Annotated in this window: 15 protein-coding genes; 9 read left to right on the top strand and 6 right to left on the bottom strand. The window is 75.3% G+C overall.

Going from position 1 to position 18,679, the window contains the following annotated elements:
* Position 1: 1 nt before the first annotated feature.
* Entirely contained in the window at positions 2-196 is a 195-nt protein-coding gene (locus DT019_RS19385; protein ID WP_114038102.1) for a hypothetical protein, read from the bottom strand.
* Between the two features lie 296 nt (positions 197-492).
* Between DT019_RS19385 and DT019_RS19390 the strand changes: the two genes are divergently transcribed.
* From DT019_RS19390 to DT019_RS19410, 5 genes are all read left to right on the top strand, one after another.
* Positions 493-885 carry an ankyrin repeat domain-containing protein gene (locus tag DT019_RS19390; protein WP_114038103.1) on the top strand — a complete coding sequence of 131 codons (393 nt, stop codon included), beginning with the start codon at positions 493-495 and terminating at the stop codon, positions 883-885.
* A 266-nt stretch (positions 886-1,151) separates the two neighbouring features.
* On the top strand, positions 1,152-2,570 hold the full coding sequence (locus DT019_RS19395) for a HEAT repeat domain-containing protein (protein WP_114038104.1): 1,419 nt from the start codon (positions 1,152-1,154) through the stop codon (positions 2,568-2,570).
* Between the two features lie 129 nt (positions 2,571-2,699).
* Positions 2,700-3,815 (top strand): glycosyltransferase family 4 protein, encoded by a 1,116-nt coding sequence (locus DT019_RS19400; protein ID WP_114038105.1) that lies wholly within the window; start codon positions 2,700-2,702, stop codon positions 3,813-3,815.
* Positions 3,812-4,987 (top strand): glycosyltransferase, encoded by a 1,176-nt coding sequence (locus DT019_RS19405; RefSeq protein ID WP_114038106.1) that lies wholly within the window; start codon positions 3,812-3,814, stop codon positions 4,985-4,987. The genes DT019_RS19400 and DT019_RS19405 overlap by 4 nt, the downstream gene beginning before the upstream one ends.
* Positions 4,984-5,943, top strand: coding sequence for an SGNH/GDSL hydrolase family protein (locus DT019_RS19410; protein WP_223279661.1), 960 nt, complete (start codon positions 4,984-4,986; stop codon positions 5,941-5,943). The genes DT019_RS19405 and DT019_RS19410 overlap by 4 nt, the downstream gene beginning before the upstream one ends.
* On the opposite strand, the gene DT019_RS19415 is transcribed toward DT019_RS19410, so the two are convergent.
* From DT019_RS19415 to DT019_RS19435, 5 genes are all read right to left on the bottom strand, one after another.
* On the bottom strand, positions 5,844-6,713 hold the full coding sequence (locus DT019_RS19415) for a biotin-dependent carboxyltransferase family protein (RefSeq protein WP_114038107.1): 870 nt from the start codon (positions 6,711-6,713) through the stop codon (positions 5,844-5,846). The genes DT019_RS19410 and DT019_RS19415 overlap by 100 nt on opposite strands.
* Entirely contained in the window at positions 6,710-7,339 is a 630-nt protein-coding gene (gene pxpB, locus DT019_RS19420) for a 5-oxoprolinase subunit PxpB (protein WP_114038108.1), read from the bottom strand. The genes DT019_RS19415 and pxpB overlap by 4 nt, the downstream gene beginning before the upstream one ends.
* A complete protein-coding gene (locus DT019_RS19425; protein WP_114038109.1) occupies positions 7,336-8,109 on the bottom strand; it encodes a LamB/YcsF family protein in 774 nt (257 codons plus the stop codon). The genes pxpB and DT019_RS19425 overlap by 4 nt, the downstream gene beginning before the upstream one ends.
* A 100-nt stretch (positions 8,110-8,209) precedes the next feature.
* Positions 8,210-9,004, bottom strand: a complete 795-nt coding sequence (locus tag DT019_RS19430) for a putative hydro-lyase (protein ID WP_114038110.1) — start codon at positions 9,002-9,004, stop codon at positions 8,210-8,212.
* Positions 9,001-10,290, bottom strand: coding sequence for an MFS transporter (locus tag DT019_RS19435; RefSeq protein WP_114038111.1), 1,290 nt, complete (start codon positions 10,288-10,290; stop codon positions 9,001-9,003). The genes DT019_RS19430 and DT019_RS19435 overlap by 4 nt, the downstream gene beginning before the upstream one ends.
* Positions 10,291-10,516: 226 nt before the next feature.
* Here DT019_RS19435 and DT019_RS19440 point away from each other — a divergent pair, with 226 nt between their 5' ends.
* From DT019_RS19440 to DT019_RS19455, 4 genes are all read left to right on the top strand, one after another.
* Positions 10,517-11,224 (top strand): GntR family transcriptional regulator, encoded by a 708-nt coding sequence (locus DT019_RS19440; protein WP_223279662.1) that lies wholly within the window; start codon positions 10,517-10,519, stop codon positions 11,222-11,224.
* A 79-nt stretch (positions 11,225-11,303) separates the two neighbouring features.
* Positions 11,304-12,830: a hypothetical protein gene (locus DT019_RS19445; protein ID WP_114038113.1), complete on the top strand. Its 1,527-nt coding sequence runs from the start codon at positions 11,304-11,306 to the stop codon at positions 12,828-12,830.
* Positions 12,831-13,083: 253 nt separating this feature from the next.
* The gene (locus tag DT019_RS19450) at positions 13,084-13,989 is read left to right on the top strand and encodes a hypothetical protein (RefSeq protein WP_114038114.1); all 906 of its coding nucleotides are present in this window, start codon (positions 13,084-13,086) and stop codon (positions 13,987-13,989) included.
* 40 nt (positions 13,990-14,029) lie between these two features.
* Positions 14,030-18,643 (top strand): hypothetical protein, encoded by a 4,614-nt coding sequence (locus tag DT019_RS19455; RefSeq protein ID WP_114038115.1) that lies wholly within the window; start codon positions 14,030-14,032, stop codon positions 18,641-18,643.
* The last annotated feature ends 36 nt before the right edge of the window (positions 18,644-18,679 follow it).

Raw genomic sequence — 18,679 nt, forward strand, 5'->3', positions numbered from 1 at the left:
GTCAGAACTTGATCCCGCCCAGCAGGCTGGCGAGGCTCGCACCTCCGGCGGTGATGCTCGGGGCGATGGCGGTGCCCGCGAGATAGAAGCCGAAGAGCGAGCACACGAGCGCGTGCGAAGCCTTGAGTCCGTCTTTCTTGAAGAAGAGGAAGCAGATGATTCCGAGCAGCACCACACCTGAGATGGACAGGATCATTTGGGTTCTCCTGGTCGATGGGGACGGTCACCATGAGTTCTTCCAGGCTCACAGGAAGTATCTATGCGATAAAAGGTGCGAATGGGTGAAACTCCGGCAATTTCACTGGAGTGGCGGATATGACAAGCGGGTCGGAGCGGGACACTGTGCGGCCACCGGGACGCGAAACCGTCACTCGCGGTGATCTTTGCCGCCGATCGGCCACGTCATGTCGCCCGTCGGGCAGTACCCTGTCGATTCACTCGTACGGCTCCGTCGCCGTGCGGGTTCGTTCCGTTGCGCCTAAGGAGTTTTCGATGAGCGAGGAACTCGATCCCGAGGTGGTCGAGCTGGCGGCCAAGGTCTTCGACGCGGCCCGCCGGGGCGACGCCGAGGCGCTCGCCGCCTACGTCGACGCCGGGGCGCCCGCGAACCTGACCAACGACCGCGGCGACTCGCTCGTGATGCTGGCCGCCTACCACGGCCACGCCGACGCGGTGAGCACCCTGTTGGCCCGGGGCGCCGACGCCGACCGTGCCAACGACCGCGGCCAGACCCCGCTCGCCGGCGCCGTCTTCAAGGGCGAGGAAGCCGTGATCAAGGCCCTCCTGGCCGGCGGAGCCGATCCTTCCGCCGGGACGCCGTCGGCGGTCGACACCGCCCGGATGTTCGGCAAGGCGGAGCTGCTGGCCCTGTTCGGGGCCAACTGAGCGTCCACCAAGCGTTTACGGGGGATCCACCGAAGAGCCCGCGGAGAGGGGCGCCGTAAATGTGGTCGCGATGGCGAAATGGCTGGGTCATCATGACGTCGAACCCCTACATCGGGGGCAGGGTCCCTACATCGGGGACCGCGACGAGAGGCAGGAAGATGGTCTACACCAAGCAGAAGACGGCGGGCGACCCCTCATGTTGCTGCGCGGCCTAGGGCAAGGCACGAATCCCGGTTGCGTCGACAGCTTGATGTGAGGCTATTTCCATGTTCGATCCAGTCATAGCGCCGAGCGGCACGCTGCTCGGCCTGCTGCAGCGGGGCCGCGGCGACGGCACCCTGCACGCGCTGGCCGCCCCGCGCGACGAGGCCCTGGCGGCCCTCAACCACTGCGTACTGAGCGACCCACGCCACGACTGGCAGGTCGAGAACCGCTCCTTGTACTACGCGCGCCTCTTCCTGGACCTCGACGGCGGGCTCGACCAGATCGAGCGGCACCTCTTCGGCGCCGAGGACATCCTCGACACCGAGGACTCCAGGACCGGGCTCGCCCTCGCGGTGCTCGGCCACCTCGCCTCGTACGGCAGGAACGACGCGCTCGCGCTGCTCCGCCGCTACGCCGCGGCCGGCTCCAACTGGGCCTGGGCGCTGGACGAGCTCGCGCTGCGTGACGACGACGCGCATCTGCGCGCCCTCGCCGTGCCGGTCCTCGACCGCTTCCCCGCCACCGCGCAGGGTGACGCGGAGCTCGCGGCCACCGTGCGGGACGCCTACGAACCGCGGCCCTGGCGGCTGTGGGCCGAGGACCCGCGCGAGAGCGTGGGCGCCCGGGTGCGGGCCGCCCAGGAGAGCGGCTCCTTCGACCGCTGGCAACGGCAGATGCGGCCGTCCGGGCCCCGCCCCGGCTGGAGCGTCCAGGCCGTCTTCGACTGGGCTGACGAAGGCCTGGAACGCGGGGCGGTCCTGCACCTGCCCGCGGCCCGGTGCCTCGGCGCGGTCGCCGGACCCGAGGACCGCGACACCATCCTGGAGGCGGCCCGCTCGGGCACCGACGGGGCCCGCGGCGCCGCCCTGCACTATCTCGCCGAGTCACGCGACGCCCGCGTGCTCGACCTGATCGAACGCGCCGTCTCCACCGGTTCGCCCGGCGTCGCCGAGGCGGCTGTCCACGCCTTCGAGCGGATGTGCGGCCCCGAAGCCGTCGACCGGGCCCGCCGCTGGATCCAGCGCCCCGACGAACTCGGCGCCCGCGCCGCCGCCGTGCTCGCCTCGCGGGGCGAGGCCGGCGACGAGAAGCTGGTGCTGGGCGCGCTCCGCGAGACCGTACGCTCCGAAGGCCCCGACGCCCCGCTGCTGAGGGCGCTCGTCGACGGGGCCGGCCGGCTCGGCATCTGCTGCGCCGCCCCGGTGCTGCGGCACGTCTACCGCGAGACCGCCTCCTCCCAGCTGCGCGGCCGCGCCGCCCGCGCGCTGGCCGCCACGGACCCCTCCTTCGCCACCGGTTTCGCCGTCGAATGCCTGTGGGACTGCGAGGAGACCACGCGGGAAGTGGCCGCACAGTACGCCGAGCTCGTCGACGCCCGCGTGGCCGAGCGACTGCGCAGGCTCGCGGCCGACCCGGCCGAGGAGGCCGAGGTGCAGAGCGTCATTCACGACCGGCTCGGCCCGGACCCCACGGCCGTGTGACTCACGGCCCCCACGGGCGGAGCCGTGTGATCCACGGCCGGAGCCCGATGGGGCAACGCTCATGGGACGTTCCCCGGGCGGAAAGATCCAAGTCGGCCGGGCCACTCCCGGCGCGACGACAACACGGGTATGCGTGTCGTCATCGTCACCGAATCCTTCCCGCCCGACGTCAACGGAGTGGCGCACTGCGCCCTGCAGACCGCACGGCATCTGGCCGTCCGCGGTCACCAACCGCTCGTCATAGCCCCGGCCACGGCCACGGGGGAGGGCTCTGACGCGCCCTGCCCGGTCGTCCGGGTGCCCTCGCTGCCGCTGCCCGGCTACCGAGAGGTCCGCCTCGCGCTGCCCACTCGCCGGGTCGCCGCCGCGATCGCCGCGCACCGGGCCGACCTCGTCCACCTGGCGAGCCCCTTCGTCCTCGGCGTACGCGGCATGGCCGCCGCCAGCCGTCTCGGCGTCCCCGCCGTCGCCGTCTACCAGACCGATCTGGCCGGGTACGCGCGCACCTACATGGGCGCCGGAGAAGGCACCGCCTGGCGTCGGCTGCGCGCCGTGCACTCGGCCGCCGACCGCACCCTCGCCCCCTCCGCCGCGGCCCTGCGCGACCTGGTGGAACACGGCGTCCCACGGGTACGGCTGTGGCCGCGCGGCGTCGACACCGACCGCTTTGGCCCCGAACTGCGCGACGAGGCATGGCGTCGCGAACTCGCACCGCGCGGCGAACTGATCGTCGGCTACGTCGGCCGGCTCGCCCCCGAGAAGCACGTGGAGCTCCTCGCGGACGTCTGCGCGCTCGACGGCGTACGCGTGGTCGTCACCGGGGACGGCCCCAGCGCCGCCGCCCTGCGCGGGGCCCTGCCCGGCGCCGTCTTCCTCGGCCGGCGCACCGGCGGTGAACTCGCCCGGATCTTCGCCTCGTTGGACGTCTTCGCGCACACCGGGCCCTACGAGACGTTCTGCCAGACCGTGCAGGAGGCCATGGCGAGCGGGGTGCCGGTGGTGGCGCCCGCCGCGGGCGGCCCGCTCGACCTCGTACGCCACGGCGGCACGGGCCTCCTGGTGCCCCCGGGAGACTCCGGGGCCCTCCGCGACGCCGTGCTCCAACTCGCCGACCCCCGGCTGCGGGCCGCCCATGGACGCGCCGGGCGGGCCGCCGTGCGGGAGCGCACCTGGGCCGCCGTCGGCGATCTGCTCCTTGGCCACTACGCCGATGTCCTCGGGGCGCGCGCGGCGGTGGCGGCATGAGCGGCCTGCGGATCGTGCGGCTCGCCAACTTCGTCACGCCCGCGTCCGGCGGGCTGCGCACCGCGCTGCGCGAACTCGGCCGCGGCTACCGGGAGGCCGGGCACGAGCCCGTCCTGATCGTGCCGGGCGGGCGGGCGCGGGACGAACACACCGAGCAGGGGCGGGTGATCACCCTGCCGGGTGTGCTGCTGCCGGGCACCGGCGGCTACCGGGTGCTCGCGGACCGGCGCCGGGTCCGCCACGTCCTCGACGAGCTCGCGCCCGACCGCATCGAGGTGTCCGACCGCACCACCCTGCGCTGGACGGGCGAGTGGGCGCGCCGGGCCCGGGTGCCCTCCGTGATGGTGTCGCACGAGACGGCCGACGGGGTGCTGCGCACCTGGGGGCTGCCCGAAGCCGTCGCCCGCGGCGCCGCCGACCGGCTCAACCGGCGTACGGGCTGGGCGTTCTCGCGCGTCGTGTGCACCACCGAGTGGGCCGAGCGCGAGTTCGTACGCATCGGCGCGCGCAACGTGGTCCGGGCCCCGCTCGGGGTCGACCCGGCGCGGTGCCGGCCGGGGCGCCGCTCCACGGTGCTGCGGGCCCGGCACGCGCGCGGCGCCCGGGTGCTGCTCCTGATGTGCTCCCGGCTCTCGGTCGAGAAGCGGCCCGGTCTCGCGCTGGACGCGCTGGCGGCGCTGCGGCACGCCGGGGTGCGGGCGGCGCTCGTGGTCGCGGGGGACGGCCCGCTGGCGGGGAGCCTCGCGCGCCGGGCGGCCGCGGAACGGCTGCCGGTCGAGTTCCTGGGCCACGTCGCCGACCGCGAAGCGCTGGCCGACCTCCAGGCGGCGGCCGACATCTGCCTCGCGCCGGGCCCCGCCGAAACGTTCGGCCTCTCCGCCCTTGAGGCCCTGGCCTGCGGGACCCCCGTCGTGTGCAGCGCGTCGTCCGCCCTGCCCGAGGTGGTCGCCGACGCGGGGCTCGCGGCCCGGGACAGCGGCGAGGACATCGCCCACGCCGTAAGGGAGTTGCTGGGCAGGCCCGAGCGGGCGCGGCGGGCGGCCGCGCGGGCGCGGGCCGAACTGTTCGGCTGGGACGCCTCGGTGGCGGCCTTCCTGGCCGCGCACGAGGCACCGGTGCCGCGCCGGGCCGGATCCGGCCCGGCACGCAGGGCGCCGGGGGCGATCGCGTGACCGCCCTCGCCCTCGCCGCCGGGCCCGTCCCGCCACCCCGGCGGGAGCTGCGGTTCGCGGCCCTCGGGGACTCGCTCACCGAGGGCGTCGGCGATCCGGTCTCCGGCGGATGGCGCGGCTGGGCGTCGCTGCTCGCCGGTCACCAGCCGGGCTGGGAGTTCCGCAACTTCGCGGCCAGCGGCGCGCTCATCCTTGACGTGCTGGAACAACAGGCCCCTCTGGCAAGGGAGTTCGCGCCGCACCTCGCCTCGGTCGTCGTCGGCGTCAACGACACCCTGCGCCGCTCCTTCGACATCCAGCACGTCGCGGTACGCCTGGACACGGTGTACGAGGGCCTCGCCTCGGCGGGAACGGTGCTGCTCACCGCCTGTCTGCCCGACCCGGGCGCCATGCTCGGGCTGCCCGGTCCGCTGGCCCGGCCGCTCGCCAGGCGCCAGCGGGCCGTCAACACCGTGGTGCACAGCCTGTCGTCGCGGTACGGGGCGGTCCATCTGCATCTGGCCGACCCCGCCTGGGTCGAGGACCGCACCCTGTGGAGCGCGGACCGGCTGCACCCGGGGGAGCGCGGGCACCGGCTGATCGCGGCCCGCTGCCACGCGCTGCTGGCCGAGCGCGGGCTCGCGCCGGGCGAGCCGCCACCGGCAGAACCGGAACGGCCGCCGCCGGGCGCCGCCGCCTCGCTGTACTGGCTGGCCACCTCCGGCACCGCGTGGCTGGGCCGCCGCTCCACCGACCTCCTGCCCCAACTGCTCCGCCTGGCGGGTGAGGAACTGCGCCATACGGCCCGCCTCGACCTGCACGCGGCCGAAGCCCTGGCCGCCGCGCTGTCGGCGGTCTCGCCTAGTCGGCCCGGGGGTCAGGGCCTGCCCACCGGCGCGAACCTCAGGGGCGTGCCGGGCGCGGCCTGCGCCGCGGCCGCCAGATCGGGCTCGGGGACCACGCCGATCACCGGGTAGCCGCCGGTCGTCGGGTGGTCGGCCAGGAAGATGACCGGTCGCCCGTCCGGCGGCACCTGGACCGCGCCCAACACCATTCCCTCGCTGGGGAGTTCACCCTTCCGGGCGCGCCGCAGCGCGGGTCCCTCGGTGCGCAGCCCGATGCGGTTGCTCGCCGAGGAGACCCGGTAGCGGCCGCCCGCCAGGACGGCGAGCGCGTCCGCCGTGAACCAGTCGGCGCGCGGCCCGGGGCGTACCCGCAGCACGAGTTCCTCCGGCACGCCGGGCGCGGGAGCCTCGTCCACCCGCGGACACGTGTCTGCCGGGCGGCCCAGCGGAAGGACCGCGCCGTCCCGCAGGAGCGGCGGGCCGAGGCCCGACAGGAGATCGGTGGAGCGGCTGCCAAGGACCGGCTCGACGGCGACGCCCCCGGCGAACGCCAGGTACGAACGCACCCCGCGGGTGGCCGCGCCCACCTCGACGACGGCGCCCGGGGGCACCCGCACCGGGGCGCCCCACGCCACCGGGCGGCCGTCGAGCGTGACCGGGCAGGGGGCTCCGGTCACCGCCACGGTGACCGCGCGACGGGGGCGTACCGCACACCCGTTGAGGGTCGTCTCGAGCACGGCCGCCCCCACCGCGTTGCCGACCAGGCGGTTGGCGAGGCGGGCGGCGGGCAGGTCGAGCGCGCCCGAGCGCGGCACCCCCAGGTGCGCGTGCCCGTGCCTGCCCTCGTCCTGGACCAAGGTGAGCGCGCCCGCCCGCACCACGGACAGGGCCCGGTCGCTCATCGCGCCACCCGGGGGACGAAGCGGACCCGGGTGCCCGGGGTGAGCAGGGCCGCGGGTTCGCGGTGCGGATCCCACAGCGCGGCGTCGGTGCTGCCGATCAGCTGCCAGCCGCCGGGCGAGGAGCGCGGATAGACGCCGGTGTACGGGCCCGCGAGGGCCACCGAACCGGCCGGGACCGCGGTGCGCGGGGTGGCCCGGCGTGGCACGGCGTACCGCTCGCCGAGTCCGGTGAGGTAGGCGAAGCCGGGCGCGAACCCGCAGAAGGCGACCCGGAACTCGGCCGCGGAGTGGACGCGGACCGCCTCCTGCTCCGAGACCTGCCACAGAGCCGCGACGTCGGCGAGGTCGGGGCCGTCGTAGCGGACGGGGATCTCGACCGTCTCCCGGACGTCCGCTTCCAGGGGAGGGATGTGCCAGGTCGTCAACTGGGCGGCGAGGGCAGCGGGATCGGCCACGCCGTCGAGCAGGACGGTGCGGGCCGCGGGCACGATCTCGCGCAGCGGGGGGAGGGTTCCGGTGGCGCGGCGGCGCAGCAGCTCGGCGTGCAGCGCGCCGGTCGCCTCCGCGCTGTCGAGCTCGACCAGCAGGGCGTGTTCGCCCACCGGCAGGGTGCGCGGGCCGCTCACGAGAACGCCGCCACCCGCAGCCCCGCCGCCTCCAGGGCCGCCCGCACCCGGCGGGCCAGGCCGACCGCCCCCGGGGTGTCGCCGTGCACGCACAGCGAGCTCGCGCCGACCGGCACCGGCTCGCCGGACTCGGCCACGACCGTGCCGTGCAGGGCCATGGCGACGGCCCGGGCCACCACGGCGTCCGGGTCGCTGACCACCGCGCCGTCCCGGCCGCGCGGCACCAGCGTGCCCTGCGCGGTGTAGGCGCGGTCGGCGAACGCCTCGGTGACGACCGGAAGACCGGCTCGCTCGGCCGCCGCGAGCAGCCGCGACCCGGGAAGCCCGAGGACCGGGAGCCCCGCTCCCGCCAGGAGCACCCCCTCGACGACGGCTTGCGCCTGCTCCTCGTCGTGCACGACGCGGTTGTAGAGCGCGCCGTGCGGTTTGACGTACGCCACCCGGCTGCCCGCGGCCCGGGCGAAGACCTCCAACGCGCCGATCTGGTAGGCGACTTCGGCGGCCAGCTCGGCCCGGGGCACGTCCATGGAGCGGCGCCCGAAGCCCGCCAAATCGCGGTAGGAGACCTGGGCGCCGATGTGTACGCCGCGCTCCGCGGCCAGGGCGCAGACCCGCCGCATGATGGCCGGGTCGCCGGCGTGGAAGCCGCAGGCCACATTGGCGCTGGTGACGACGGACAGAAGTTGTTCGTCGTCGGTCAGCCGCCAGTGGCCGAAGCCCTCGCCGAGGTCGGCATTGAGGTCGATCGACGTCGTCGCGGACCGGGTCATGGATGCGGGATCTCCTCTTCGTCGCGGTGCGTGGTCCTGGGTGCAGTCTGCCCCGGCCGCGCCCGGGACGCTCGGGCACGGCCGGGTGCGACCGGCTCGCTCAGCCGGTCCGGTAATGATCGTCGCGGACGTCGGTGATGAGCATCCGGCCCGGCGCGTGGGTGAGCGCGAACGGCGGCCGGGACGCCCTCACCGCGGCCTGCGGGGTCACCCCGCAGGCCCAGAACACCGGCACGTCGCCGGGCGCGGCGGCCACCGGGTCCCCGAAGTCGGGCCGGGACAGGTCCGCGATGCCGAGGGCCGCCGGATTCCCGGAGTGCACGGGTGCCCCGTGGACCAGGGGCATCGCCCGCGTCACCCGGCAGGCCGTGCTCACCAGGGGCGCCGGGATCGGCCGCATCGACACCACGAGCGGTCCGCTGAGCCGTCCGGCGGGCCGGCACGGGCGGTTCGTCACATACATCGAGACGTTGCGGCCCTGCTCGACGTGGCGCAACGGGACTCCCTCGGCGGCCAGTTGGGACTCGAAGGTGAAGCTGCATCCGATGAGGAACGTCACCAGGTCGTCCCGCCAGAAGTCCCCGGCGTCGGCCGGCTCGGCGAGCAGTCGGCCGTCCTCCCACACCCGGTAGCGCGGCAGGTCCGAGCGCAGGTCGGCGCCCGGGGCGAGCCGGGTCCGCCAGGAGCCGGGCTCCGTGATGTCGAGGACCGGGCAGGGCTGCGGATTGCGCTCGCAGAACAGCCGTACGTCCTCGGCCCAGTCGGACGGTACGGAGATCAGGTTGACCTGGGTGTGGCCGGGCGCCCAGCCCGCGGTCGGCACGTCGGCGCCGGCGCGGAAGCGGGCGCGGGCGTCACCGGGGGACCTCGGCGAGGCCGGTCCCGCGGCGTTCACAGCAGCTCCCGGCCGCGGGTCTCGGGCAGTCCGAGCAGGGCGAGGACGGCGAGGGCGTAGCCGACCGCGCCGAAGACCAGGGCGCCGCCGACACCCCAGCTGTCGGCGAGGTAGCCGACCAGGGTGGGGAAGAACGCGCCCACCGCTCGCCCGGTGTTGTACGTGAACCCCTGGCCGGTGCCCCGCACGGCGGTCGGGTAGAGCTCGCTGAGGAACGAGCCGAACCCGCTGAAGATCGCCGACATGCAGAAGCCGAGCGGGAAGCCGAGCACCAGGAGAAGGGTGTTCGCGCCGGACGGAAGGTGTGTGTAGAGGAGGATGCACACGGCCGAGAGGACCGCGAACAGGGCGATGTTCTTCTTCCGGCCCAGCCGGTCGGTGAGGTAGCCGCCGGTCAGATAGCCGATGAAGGCGCCGGAGATCAGGAACGCCAGATAGCCGCCGGTACCGACCACCGTGAGGTGGCGTTCGCTCTTCAGGAAGGTCGGCACCCAGGTGGCGAGCGTGTAGTAGCCGCCCTGCACGCCGGCGGAGAGCAGCACCGCGAACAGCGTCGTGCGCAGCAGCGGGTCGCGGAAGATGGCCGCGAAGGTGGCGCCGCCGCTGGTGGTGCGGGCCGTGGCGAGCCGCTGCTCGGTGGCCTGCGGTGCGTCGCTCACGTTGCGCCGCACATAGACGAGCAGCAGGGCCGGGAGCGCGCCGGTCCAGAACACCACGCGCCAGGCGGTGTCCGCGTCCACGTACTGGAACACCAGGGTGTACACGACGACGGCGAGCGCCCAGCCGGCCGCCCACGCGCTCTGCACGGCGCCCAGGGTGCGGCCGCGGTGCCGGGCCGAAGCGTACTCGGCGACCAGGATCGCGCCGACCGCCCACTCGCCGCCGAAGCCGAGCCCCTGGAGGGCGCGGAAGACCAGCAGCGTCTCGTAGTTGGGCGCGAAGCCGCAGAGCACCGTGAAGACGGCGTAGGTGCCGACGGTGATCATCAGCGCCCTGACCCGGCCGATGCGGTCGGCGACCACCCCGGCGAAGGCGCCGCCGACGGCCGAGACCACCAGGGTCACGGTGGTCAGCAGCCCCGTCTGTCCGGTGTCGAGCCCGAAGTACGCCGAGATCGCGACCATCGTGAGCGGGAGCGTGAAGAAGTCGTACGAGTCGAGGGCGTAGCCGCCGAAGGCGCCCCCGAAGGCCCGGCGGCCACCGGGGCCGAGGGCGCGCAGCCATCCGAACGGGCCGTCGGCGTGCGGGTGTTGACCGTGCTGCGGCTGTGCCTGGGTCGTGCTCATGTGCACCTCGCAGGAGGGGATGAGAGGGCTGCCGAGACTGTGCGGGAGCGGGTCCGGGGAGCGGCGCGGGGCCGGGTTCCCGGGGTGCGGTGCCCTCAACGTAGGGGATTGTTGAACGATCCGACAAGGGTCATGTCGAGGGATTCCCGCTTCCTCGCGTCCTCGCGATGCTTCTACGATGGGCGGACGCGTCGGCGGGAGCGGCCGGCGGGGGAGAGAGGGCGCTGTGGCCACAACGGACTCCGGGCTCGGCGGACTTGCCGAGGACCGCGCCCTGCTGGGCCGCACCAGCACGGCGGAACGGGTCGCGGACATCCTGCGCACCCGGATCGCGGAGGGCTTCTTCCCGCCGGGGGAGCGCCTCGCCGAGGACGCCATCGGCAAGGCCCTCGGCGTCTCGCGCAACACCCTGCGCGAGGCGTTCCGGCTGCTCACCCACGAACGGCTGCTGGTCCACGAACTCAACCGCGGGGTCTTCGTCCGGGTCCTCGCCGTCGAGGACGTGGCCGACATCTACCGCACCCGGCGCCTCGTGGAGTGCGCCGTCGTCCAGGGACTCGGCGAGCCGCCCTACCGCCTCGACGGGCTCGACGCCGCCGTCTCGGGAGGCGAGAGCGCGGCCGAGGAGGGCGACTGGCAGGGCGTCTCCACCGCCAACATCCACTTCCACCGCGAACTCGTGGCCCTCGCCGGCAGCGCCCGCACCGACGAACTCATGCGTGGCGTCCTGGCCGAACTCCGCCTGGCCTTCCACGTGGTGGACGATCCGCGCCGGCTCCACCAGCCCTACCTCGTGCGCAACCGGCAGATCCTCGAAGCGCTGCGGGCGGGGGAGCGGACCGGCGCCGGGCGGCTGCTCGCCGGATACCTCGACGACTCGCGTGCCCAGCTCGTCGAGGCGTACGGGAAACTGGTCCAGGGCGCCCTCGCCTAGGACGCGCGCCGGGCCCCGGACGGCGGGCGGTTCTGCGCCGTTTCGACCGTTGTCAGTGCGAGGACCTAATCTGTCCACCGTGACTTCGCCTGCCTCGACGGAACCCGTTCCGCCCCAGCTCAGCGCGGCGGCGCGCCCCGCACCGGGGCCGGCCGCCGACGAGGGGCTCGCGCGGCGGCTGCGCGCCCTGGCGTGCACCGCGCCGCTGCACGACCTCGACGTGCGCAAGGCCAACCTCGCGGGGGAGTACTCGGTGTACGCGATGGCCGAGGTGGCGCTGGCCTCCATCGACCTCGTCACGCTGAACATGGACTTCGACACGGGCGCCGACCACGAGCAGATCGTGGCCCGGCTCGTCCCGCGGGTGGCCGCCCAGGCCCCGTCGCGGCCCGCCGCCGAGCACGAGCGGGTGGCCCGCTGGGTCCTGGAGAACCTGATCAACGTGGGCAGCGTGGACCGCGGCTTCCGCGCGGTGTACGGCACGTTCAACCCGGACGGCGTCTACGTCCGCAGGGACTACGACTTCAAGCTCCTCGAAGAGGTCCCCGGGTACGGCGGAGCCGTCTACCTGCGCACCACCGACGAGGCGGTCAACGTCCTGGTCGGCGCCCTCGACACGGACGTCACCAGCGCCCAGATCGCCGCCGAGGTCAAGCTGGAGGTGCTGATCAGCCGCGGCCGCCTCGCCGACGCCCAGCTCGCCGCCGAACAGGCCCGCTACCGCACCGTGCAGTACGCCGAGACGCTCCGGCGCACCCTGGAGGCGACGCGGCGCAACGTGCGGGCGGTCGACTGGCTCAACGCGGTGCCGGACATGATCGCCGAGGCCCTCGACCACGTCGCCGACCGCTACCGGCACGAGAACGCGATCCTGACCAACATCCGCAAGGCGCGCGACGAGGCGGAGGACCCGGAGCACAAGCGCCGCGCCGCCGAGCTCGTCGACATCGTCAAGGACTGCATCCGCCGCCACACCCAGCTCCAGTCCCGCCTCCTGGAGGCCGGGCCGCTGTTCCGCGCCGAGCAGGACCGCCAGGCCTTCGCCCGTCCCGCCGCCCGCTCCGGCCTCGACCTCTACGGCCAGCTGGTCGCCCCCGTGCTTCCGCTCCCGGTCGAGCAGGCGATCAGCGTCACCGACGCCTTCTTCGCGCGCGGCACCGGCCTGCGCACCCCGGTGTCCGTACGGGTCGGCGACCTGGTGGACATACTGCTGACGCCCCCCATGGAGCGCGAGCACCTGGGCGCCGAGATGCCCGAGCCCGACCTGATCGCCACCCCGGACGACAGCCGGTTCAGCGAAGAACAGCTCGCCGCCGCCATGGACCTGCTCGACCTGGAGCACGACGCGCCGCGCCGCCTCTCCGGCCTGCTCGCCGAGGCCCGCCGCCTGGACCCCGAACTGCCGTACCTGGTCGCCCTGTTGGCGGTCCACGCCGCCAGCCCGCCGGTCGGCACCGCCTACCGCCAGGGCGAGGAGCGTCTGCTGTTCGCCGTGGACGACGGCACCCAGCTGGACGATCCCGAGTTCGGCGGGGCGGACCTGATCGTGGGCATGGCGCTGCTGGACGCGGCAGGAATGGCCGCGGGCCGGACGGAGGCGGCGTGAAGTCCCCACGGTGGGCGGCCCCCGACCCCGGGGCGCCGCCCCGGACCCCGTTCGCGCCTGAAGGGCGCTCGTCCTCAATCGCCCGACGGGCCGAGTTGCCCGTCCGGGCCGCCAGGGGCGCGGGGAACCGCGCGGCCAGCCCTCCACGGTCCGGCAGCCGGAGGGTCTCGGGGAGGGGCGGGGCGGGGGAACAGCCCGTCGCAGGCGTCCGCCCCGCCGCGCCCGACACCGTACGTACCAAGGAGACAACCCCGTGACCGACCACCACCCCGAGCCCGCGTTCGGCGACGACGCCGAGCCGGCGCCCGCCGCACCCGGCACCGGCGGCGAAGGCCGGATCACCCCCGCCGACGCCGCCGACGCCGCGCGACTGGTCGCCTTCGGCCTCCAGCCCAAGCTGCTCCCGGCCCGCGACGCCGAGTACGCGGAGCTGCTCCGGCGCCACCGCGAGGACCCGGCGTTCGCCCGCCTGGCGGACGCGGTCGCCGCGGGACTCGGCCTGATCGTTCTGGAGGTCTCGCCCCGCGCCGGTATGGCGGTGACGGCCGCCGAGGACTCGGTCTTCGCCGTCCGGATGGGCGACTACGCGCGGCGCGCCGCCGCCCCCGACTCGGCCGACCGGTTCCTGCACGGCCTGGCCCATCTCGCCGTCGCCGCGATGGCGTTCCCCCGCCCCGAGGACCTCGCCGACGACGGCTACATCGGGCGGATCACGGTCAACGGCGTGGACGCGTTCGTGCGGCAGGCCTGCCGCCGCCTGGAGGAGCGGGCCGAGGAGACCGGCGAGAACACCGACCCCGAGACCGGCGCCCCGGGCCTGGAGGCCGCCTGGCGGATCTACGCCCGGCGCAGCTCCACCGGAGCGACCAAGGACGCGCGCCGCCTCGCCGGTTCGACCACCGGCATCGTCGCCAAGGCCGTCGCCTTCCTCACGGAGTCCGGCTTCCTGCAGCGCACCGGCGACGACGCGGGCGGCGCCTACCGCACCACCGCCCGCTACCAGTTGCAGGTCCGCGACATGGCGGGCAGCGCCGCGCTGTCCGAGCTGATCGAGCTCGGTGTGGTGGCGGTCACCGACGGCGGCGCCACCCTGCTGCCGCCGACCGACGCCGACGACCTGGAACTGGCGGCCGACGCCGGGCTGCCGTTCCACTCCTGACCCCGCCTCCCGCCCCCCACCACCACGAGAGTCCGCCGACATGTACGAGCTGTCCCGGGTCCGCCTCTACTCCATCGGGCCCGCCGGTGCGCGCTACGCCGACACCGTGCTTGACCTGCGCGGCGTCGGCGCGCCCGTGCCCAACCCGGCCCCCACGCAGGCCGAGTTCTTCGAGGACGAGCCGGTCGGCCCGCCGCGCCGCCCGGCCCCCGCGGGCGTGCTCTTCCTGGAGAACGGCGGCGGCAAGTCCGTCCTGCTCAAGCTGATCTTCTCGGTGATGCTGCCCGGCCACCGCAACACCCTGGGCGGCGCGAGCTCCGGCGTGCTGCGCAAGTTCCTGCTCGCCGACGACTGCGGGCACGTCGCCCTGGAGTGGCAGCACACCCTGACCGGCGAGCTCGTCGTGGTGGGCAAGGTCAGCGAATGGCGCGGCCGTCAGGTCTCCAACGACCCGCGCAAGTTCGCCGAAGCCTGGTACTCCTTCCGGCCCGGACCGGGGCTCAGCCTGGACTCGCTGCCGGTCGCCGAGTCCAGCGCGATGCGCCCGTCCGCCGAAGGCGCCTCGGGCGCCCAGGGCCGCCGCCGCACCATGAAGGGCTTCCGCGACGCCCTCACCGAGGCGACCAAGGCCTACCCGCACCTGGAGGTCTACTGGGAGGAGATCCACGACCGCTGGAACGAGCACCTCGGCGAGCTGGGCCTCGACCCCGAACTCTTCCGCTACCAGCGGGAGATGAACGCCGACGAGGGCGAGGCGGCGGGCCTCTTCGCGGTCAAGAAGGACTCCGACTTCACCGATCTGCTGCTGCGCGCCGTCACCGACACCCGGGACACCGACGGGCTCGCCGACCTGGTGAGCGGCTTCGGCAACAAGCTCGGACGCCGCGCCGAACTCACCGCCGAACGCGACTTCACCGCGGGCTCCGTCGACCTCCTCGGCCGGATCGTCGAAGCCGCCGAGACCCGCACCCGGGCCCGCGAGATCCACGCCGGGGCCGAACGGCGCACCCGCACCCTCGCCCGTCGGCTCTCCGCCCGCGCCGCCGACGAGCGCGGCCGCGCCACCGACCTCGCCCAGCAGGTCACCGCCGCCGCCCACCACGTCACCCTCGCCGAGCAGGCGCGCGGCCGCAGCTCCCTGATCGCCTCCGAACTCGCCTACCGGCACGCCTCGTTGGCGCTCGCCGTGGCCGAGAAGGCCGCCACCGCGCAGCGCCGCGAACTGGCCGACGCCCGGACGCTGCACTCCGCCTGGCAGGCCGCCGAGGCCGTGCTGCGCCACCGCGCCGCGGCCGACCGCTCGGCCCGCGTCGCCGCCGCCATCCAGGAGGCCGAGCGCGACGCGGCCCCCGCCCTCGCGGCCCGCGCCCAGGCGGCCGCCGATCTCGTACGGGCCCTGCACGCGGCCGCCGAGGACGGCGAGCGGGTCGCGGCCGAGGAGGAGGAGCGCTCCGCCGCGCTCCAGGAAGCGGGCGAGGCCGCTCACCGCGACGCCACCGCCGCCGCCACCGAGGCCCAGCGGGCCCGCAGTGAGGCCGGGCACCTGCGCCAGCGCCTCGCCGAGGTCGAGCAGGAGACCACCGAGGCCGTGCGCGCCGGCTGGCTCGACGACAGCGCGCCGGACGCCGACCCGGCCCGCGCCGCGCTCGCCGCGAGCGACGCCGAGAAGTCCGCGGTGGCCGCCTGGGACGCGGCCCGCGAGGCCGCGCGCACCGCCTCCGACCGGGCTCGCGAGGCGGCCTCCGTCGAGGCCCGCGCCGAGCTGGCAGCGGCCCGCGCCGAGGACGCCGCGCGCGCCGCGGAGCACGCCCACGACGCCGAGCGCCGGGCCGCCGAGGCGATCGCCGCGGAAGAACGCCTGGCCGAACTGCTCAGCCTGCCCGCCGCGCGGTCCGCGACCGGTGTGCCCGAGCCGCGCAGGGCCGACGGCGAGGGGCCCCGCAGCCCGCTCACCGCCGAGGAGCTGGACCGCGCCGCCGACGAGCTGCGCGCCCTGCTCGACCAGAGCGTCGCCGCCGCCGAGCGCCAGCTCTTCGAACTGCGCACGGCCGCCGCCGACGACTCGCGCATCCTCGGCGCGCTCGGCGACGGCGGCCTCCTGCCGCCCAGCCCCGACGTGCTGGCCACCGTCGAGTACCTCGGCGAGCACGGCATCCCGGCGCTGCCCGGCTGGCGCTACCTCGCCCAGGCCGTGGCCCCCGCCGACCACGCCGCCGTGCTCGCCACCCGCCCCGAGCTCGTCGACGGCGTCGTCATCACCGACCCCGCCTCGCACGCCCGGGCCCGCGAGGCGCTCGCGGGCGCCGCCCTGCTGCCGCGCTCGGCGGTGGCCGTCGGCACCACCGCCGCACTGCTCGCGCCCGTCCCGGCCCCGGACAGCGGCACCGACTCGGGGATCTTCCTGGTCCCGCCGAACCCGGCCATGCACGACGAGCACGCCGCCGACGAGGAACGCCAGGCGCTGCGCGCCCGCGCCACCGCACGCGACGAGGAGATCCGCTCGCTGGCCGCCCGCCTTTCCGGGGACCGCTCGCTCGCCGCCCGCATCGGATCCTGGCGCGCCGACTGCCCGCCCGGCATGCTCGCCGAGCTCGCCACCGCCGCCCACGCCGCCCGTGAGGCGGCCGGGGAGGCCGCGCGGGAGCTGACCGAGGCCCGTGCCGCGCGGACCGAGGCGGACGAGGCGGCCGCCGACACCGCGCGGGTACGCGACGAACGGCAGGAGGCCGCCCAGCGCGCCCGCCGCGCCGCCGACGCGCTCGCCGGACTCGCCCACCGGCTGCGCGAGCGGGCCGCCTGGCAGCTCAAGCTCCGCGAACTCGCCGACGAGGCGGCCGAGTCGGAGGCCCGCGCCCAGTCGTTCCTGGAGCGCGCCAAGGCCGCCGACGAGGACCGCCGCGCCGCCCAGCGCACCGCCGACGACGCCCATCGCACCTCCCGCGCGCTGCGTGCCGAGCGCGCCGAGATCGCGGGCGCCCCCGAATCGCTGCCGGAGCCGGACACACAGGCTCCGCGCGCCGCGCTGCCCACCCTGCGCGAGGCCTACCGAGCCGCCTCCCAGCTGTACGAGAAGGTCGGCGTGGGCGCCGACCTGCGCGCCGAGCAGGCCCGTGCCGAGAGCGACGAAAGCGCCGCCCTGGCGGAACTCGACCGCCTCACCAACAAGGTGCGCACCCGCGCCGCCACCCTCCTCGAAGGCACCGACGGCGCCGACGGCCCCTCTCGCCAGGCGGCCGCCGCCCGCGCCGAGTCGCTCGTCCAGATGCTGGAGACCCGCGCGTCCGCCGCGAGCGAGCAGCTCGGCCGGCTGCGCGGCGAGGCCGAACGGCTCGCGCCCGCCGACGGCGAGACGCACACCGAGCTGCCCGAGGACCTGGTGCCCGCCGACGTCGAGCAGGCGCAGGCGCTGTTGCGCACCGCGACGGCCGAACTGGCCACGCGCACCGACGAGTTGGAGACCTCCCGCGCCGCCCACGCCGAACTGCTCAGCGCGCACCGCGCGGCCGAGGACGCGGCGGGCGGCTTCGACGAGACGGCGGCGCTGCTGCGCGACCTGCTGCGGGACAACGGGCAGACGCCGGAGGACGAGAGCGCCCCCGAGCCCTACCCGGGCAGCCTGGAGGAGGCCCGGCAGTCCGCCGCCGAGGCGCGCCGCTCCCTGCGCGGCTGCTCCGGCGACCTGTCGGCGGCCGACTCCGCGGTGCGCGAGGCCTCCGACATCCTGGTGCGCCACGCCAACGCCACCCGCTACGAGCAGGTCCGCACCCCGGCCCGCCAGCAGATCCGCGAACTGCCCGCAGCCGCCCTGCCCGAGCACGCCGCGGCGTGGGCCGCCGCCTTCGAACCCCGGCTGCGCGTCCTGACCGACGAGCTGGAGCAGCTGGAGCGCAACCGCGACTCCATCGTCGACCGGCTGCGCGGCCTGGTGGAGTCGGCGCTCACCACGCTCCGCTCCGCGCAGCGCCTGTCCCAGCTTCCCGAGGGCCTCGGCGAGTGGTCCGGGCAGGAGTTCCTGCGGATCCGGTTCGACGAGCCCGACCAGGCCACCCTCACCGAACGGCTCGGCGAGGTCATCGACGAGGCCACCCGGGCCGCCGTCAGGAAGAACTCCGACCTGCGCCGGGACGGCATGTCCCTGCTGCTGCGCGGGGTGCAGGCGGCGCTCGAACCGCGCGGCATCTCGGTGGAGATCCTCAAGCCGGACGCGGTGCTGCGCGCCGAGCGCGTCCCGGTCGGGCAGATGGGCGACGTGTTCTCCGGCGGCCAGCTGCTCACCGCCGCCATCGCGCTCTACTGCACGATGGCGGCCCTGCGCAGCAACGACCGCGGCCGGGACAAGCACCGGCACGCGGGGACGCTCTTCCTCGACAACCCGATCGGCCGCGCCAACGCGACGTACCTCCTGGAACTCCAGCGGGCCGTCTCCGACGCGCTCGGTGTCCAACTCCTCTACACCACGGGCCTGTTCGACACGACCGCGCTCGCCGAGTTCCCCCTGGTGATCCGGCTGCGCAACGACGCGGACCTGCGGGCGGGCCTGAAGTACATCAGCGTCGAGGAGCACCTGCGGCCCGGTCTGCCCCAGCAGGACACCGCGGGCGAGACCGTGCACGGCGAGATCACCGCGACGCGCATGTACAAGAAGCCCGCCTGACCTGGCCGTTGAGCGGGCCACGGTGGAAGCCGCCGG

This window comes from Streptomyces sp. SDr-06 (assembly GCF_003324565.1).
Lineage (GTDB): Bacteria > Actinomycetota > Actinomycetes > Streptomycetales > Streptomycetaceae > Streptomyces.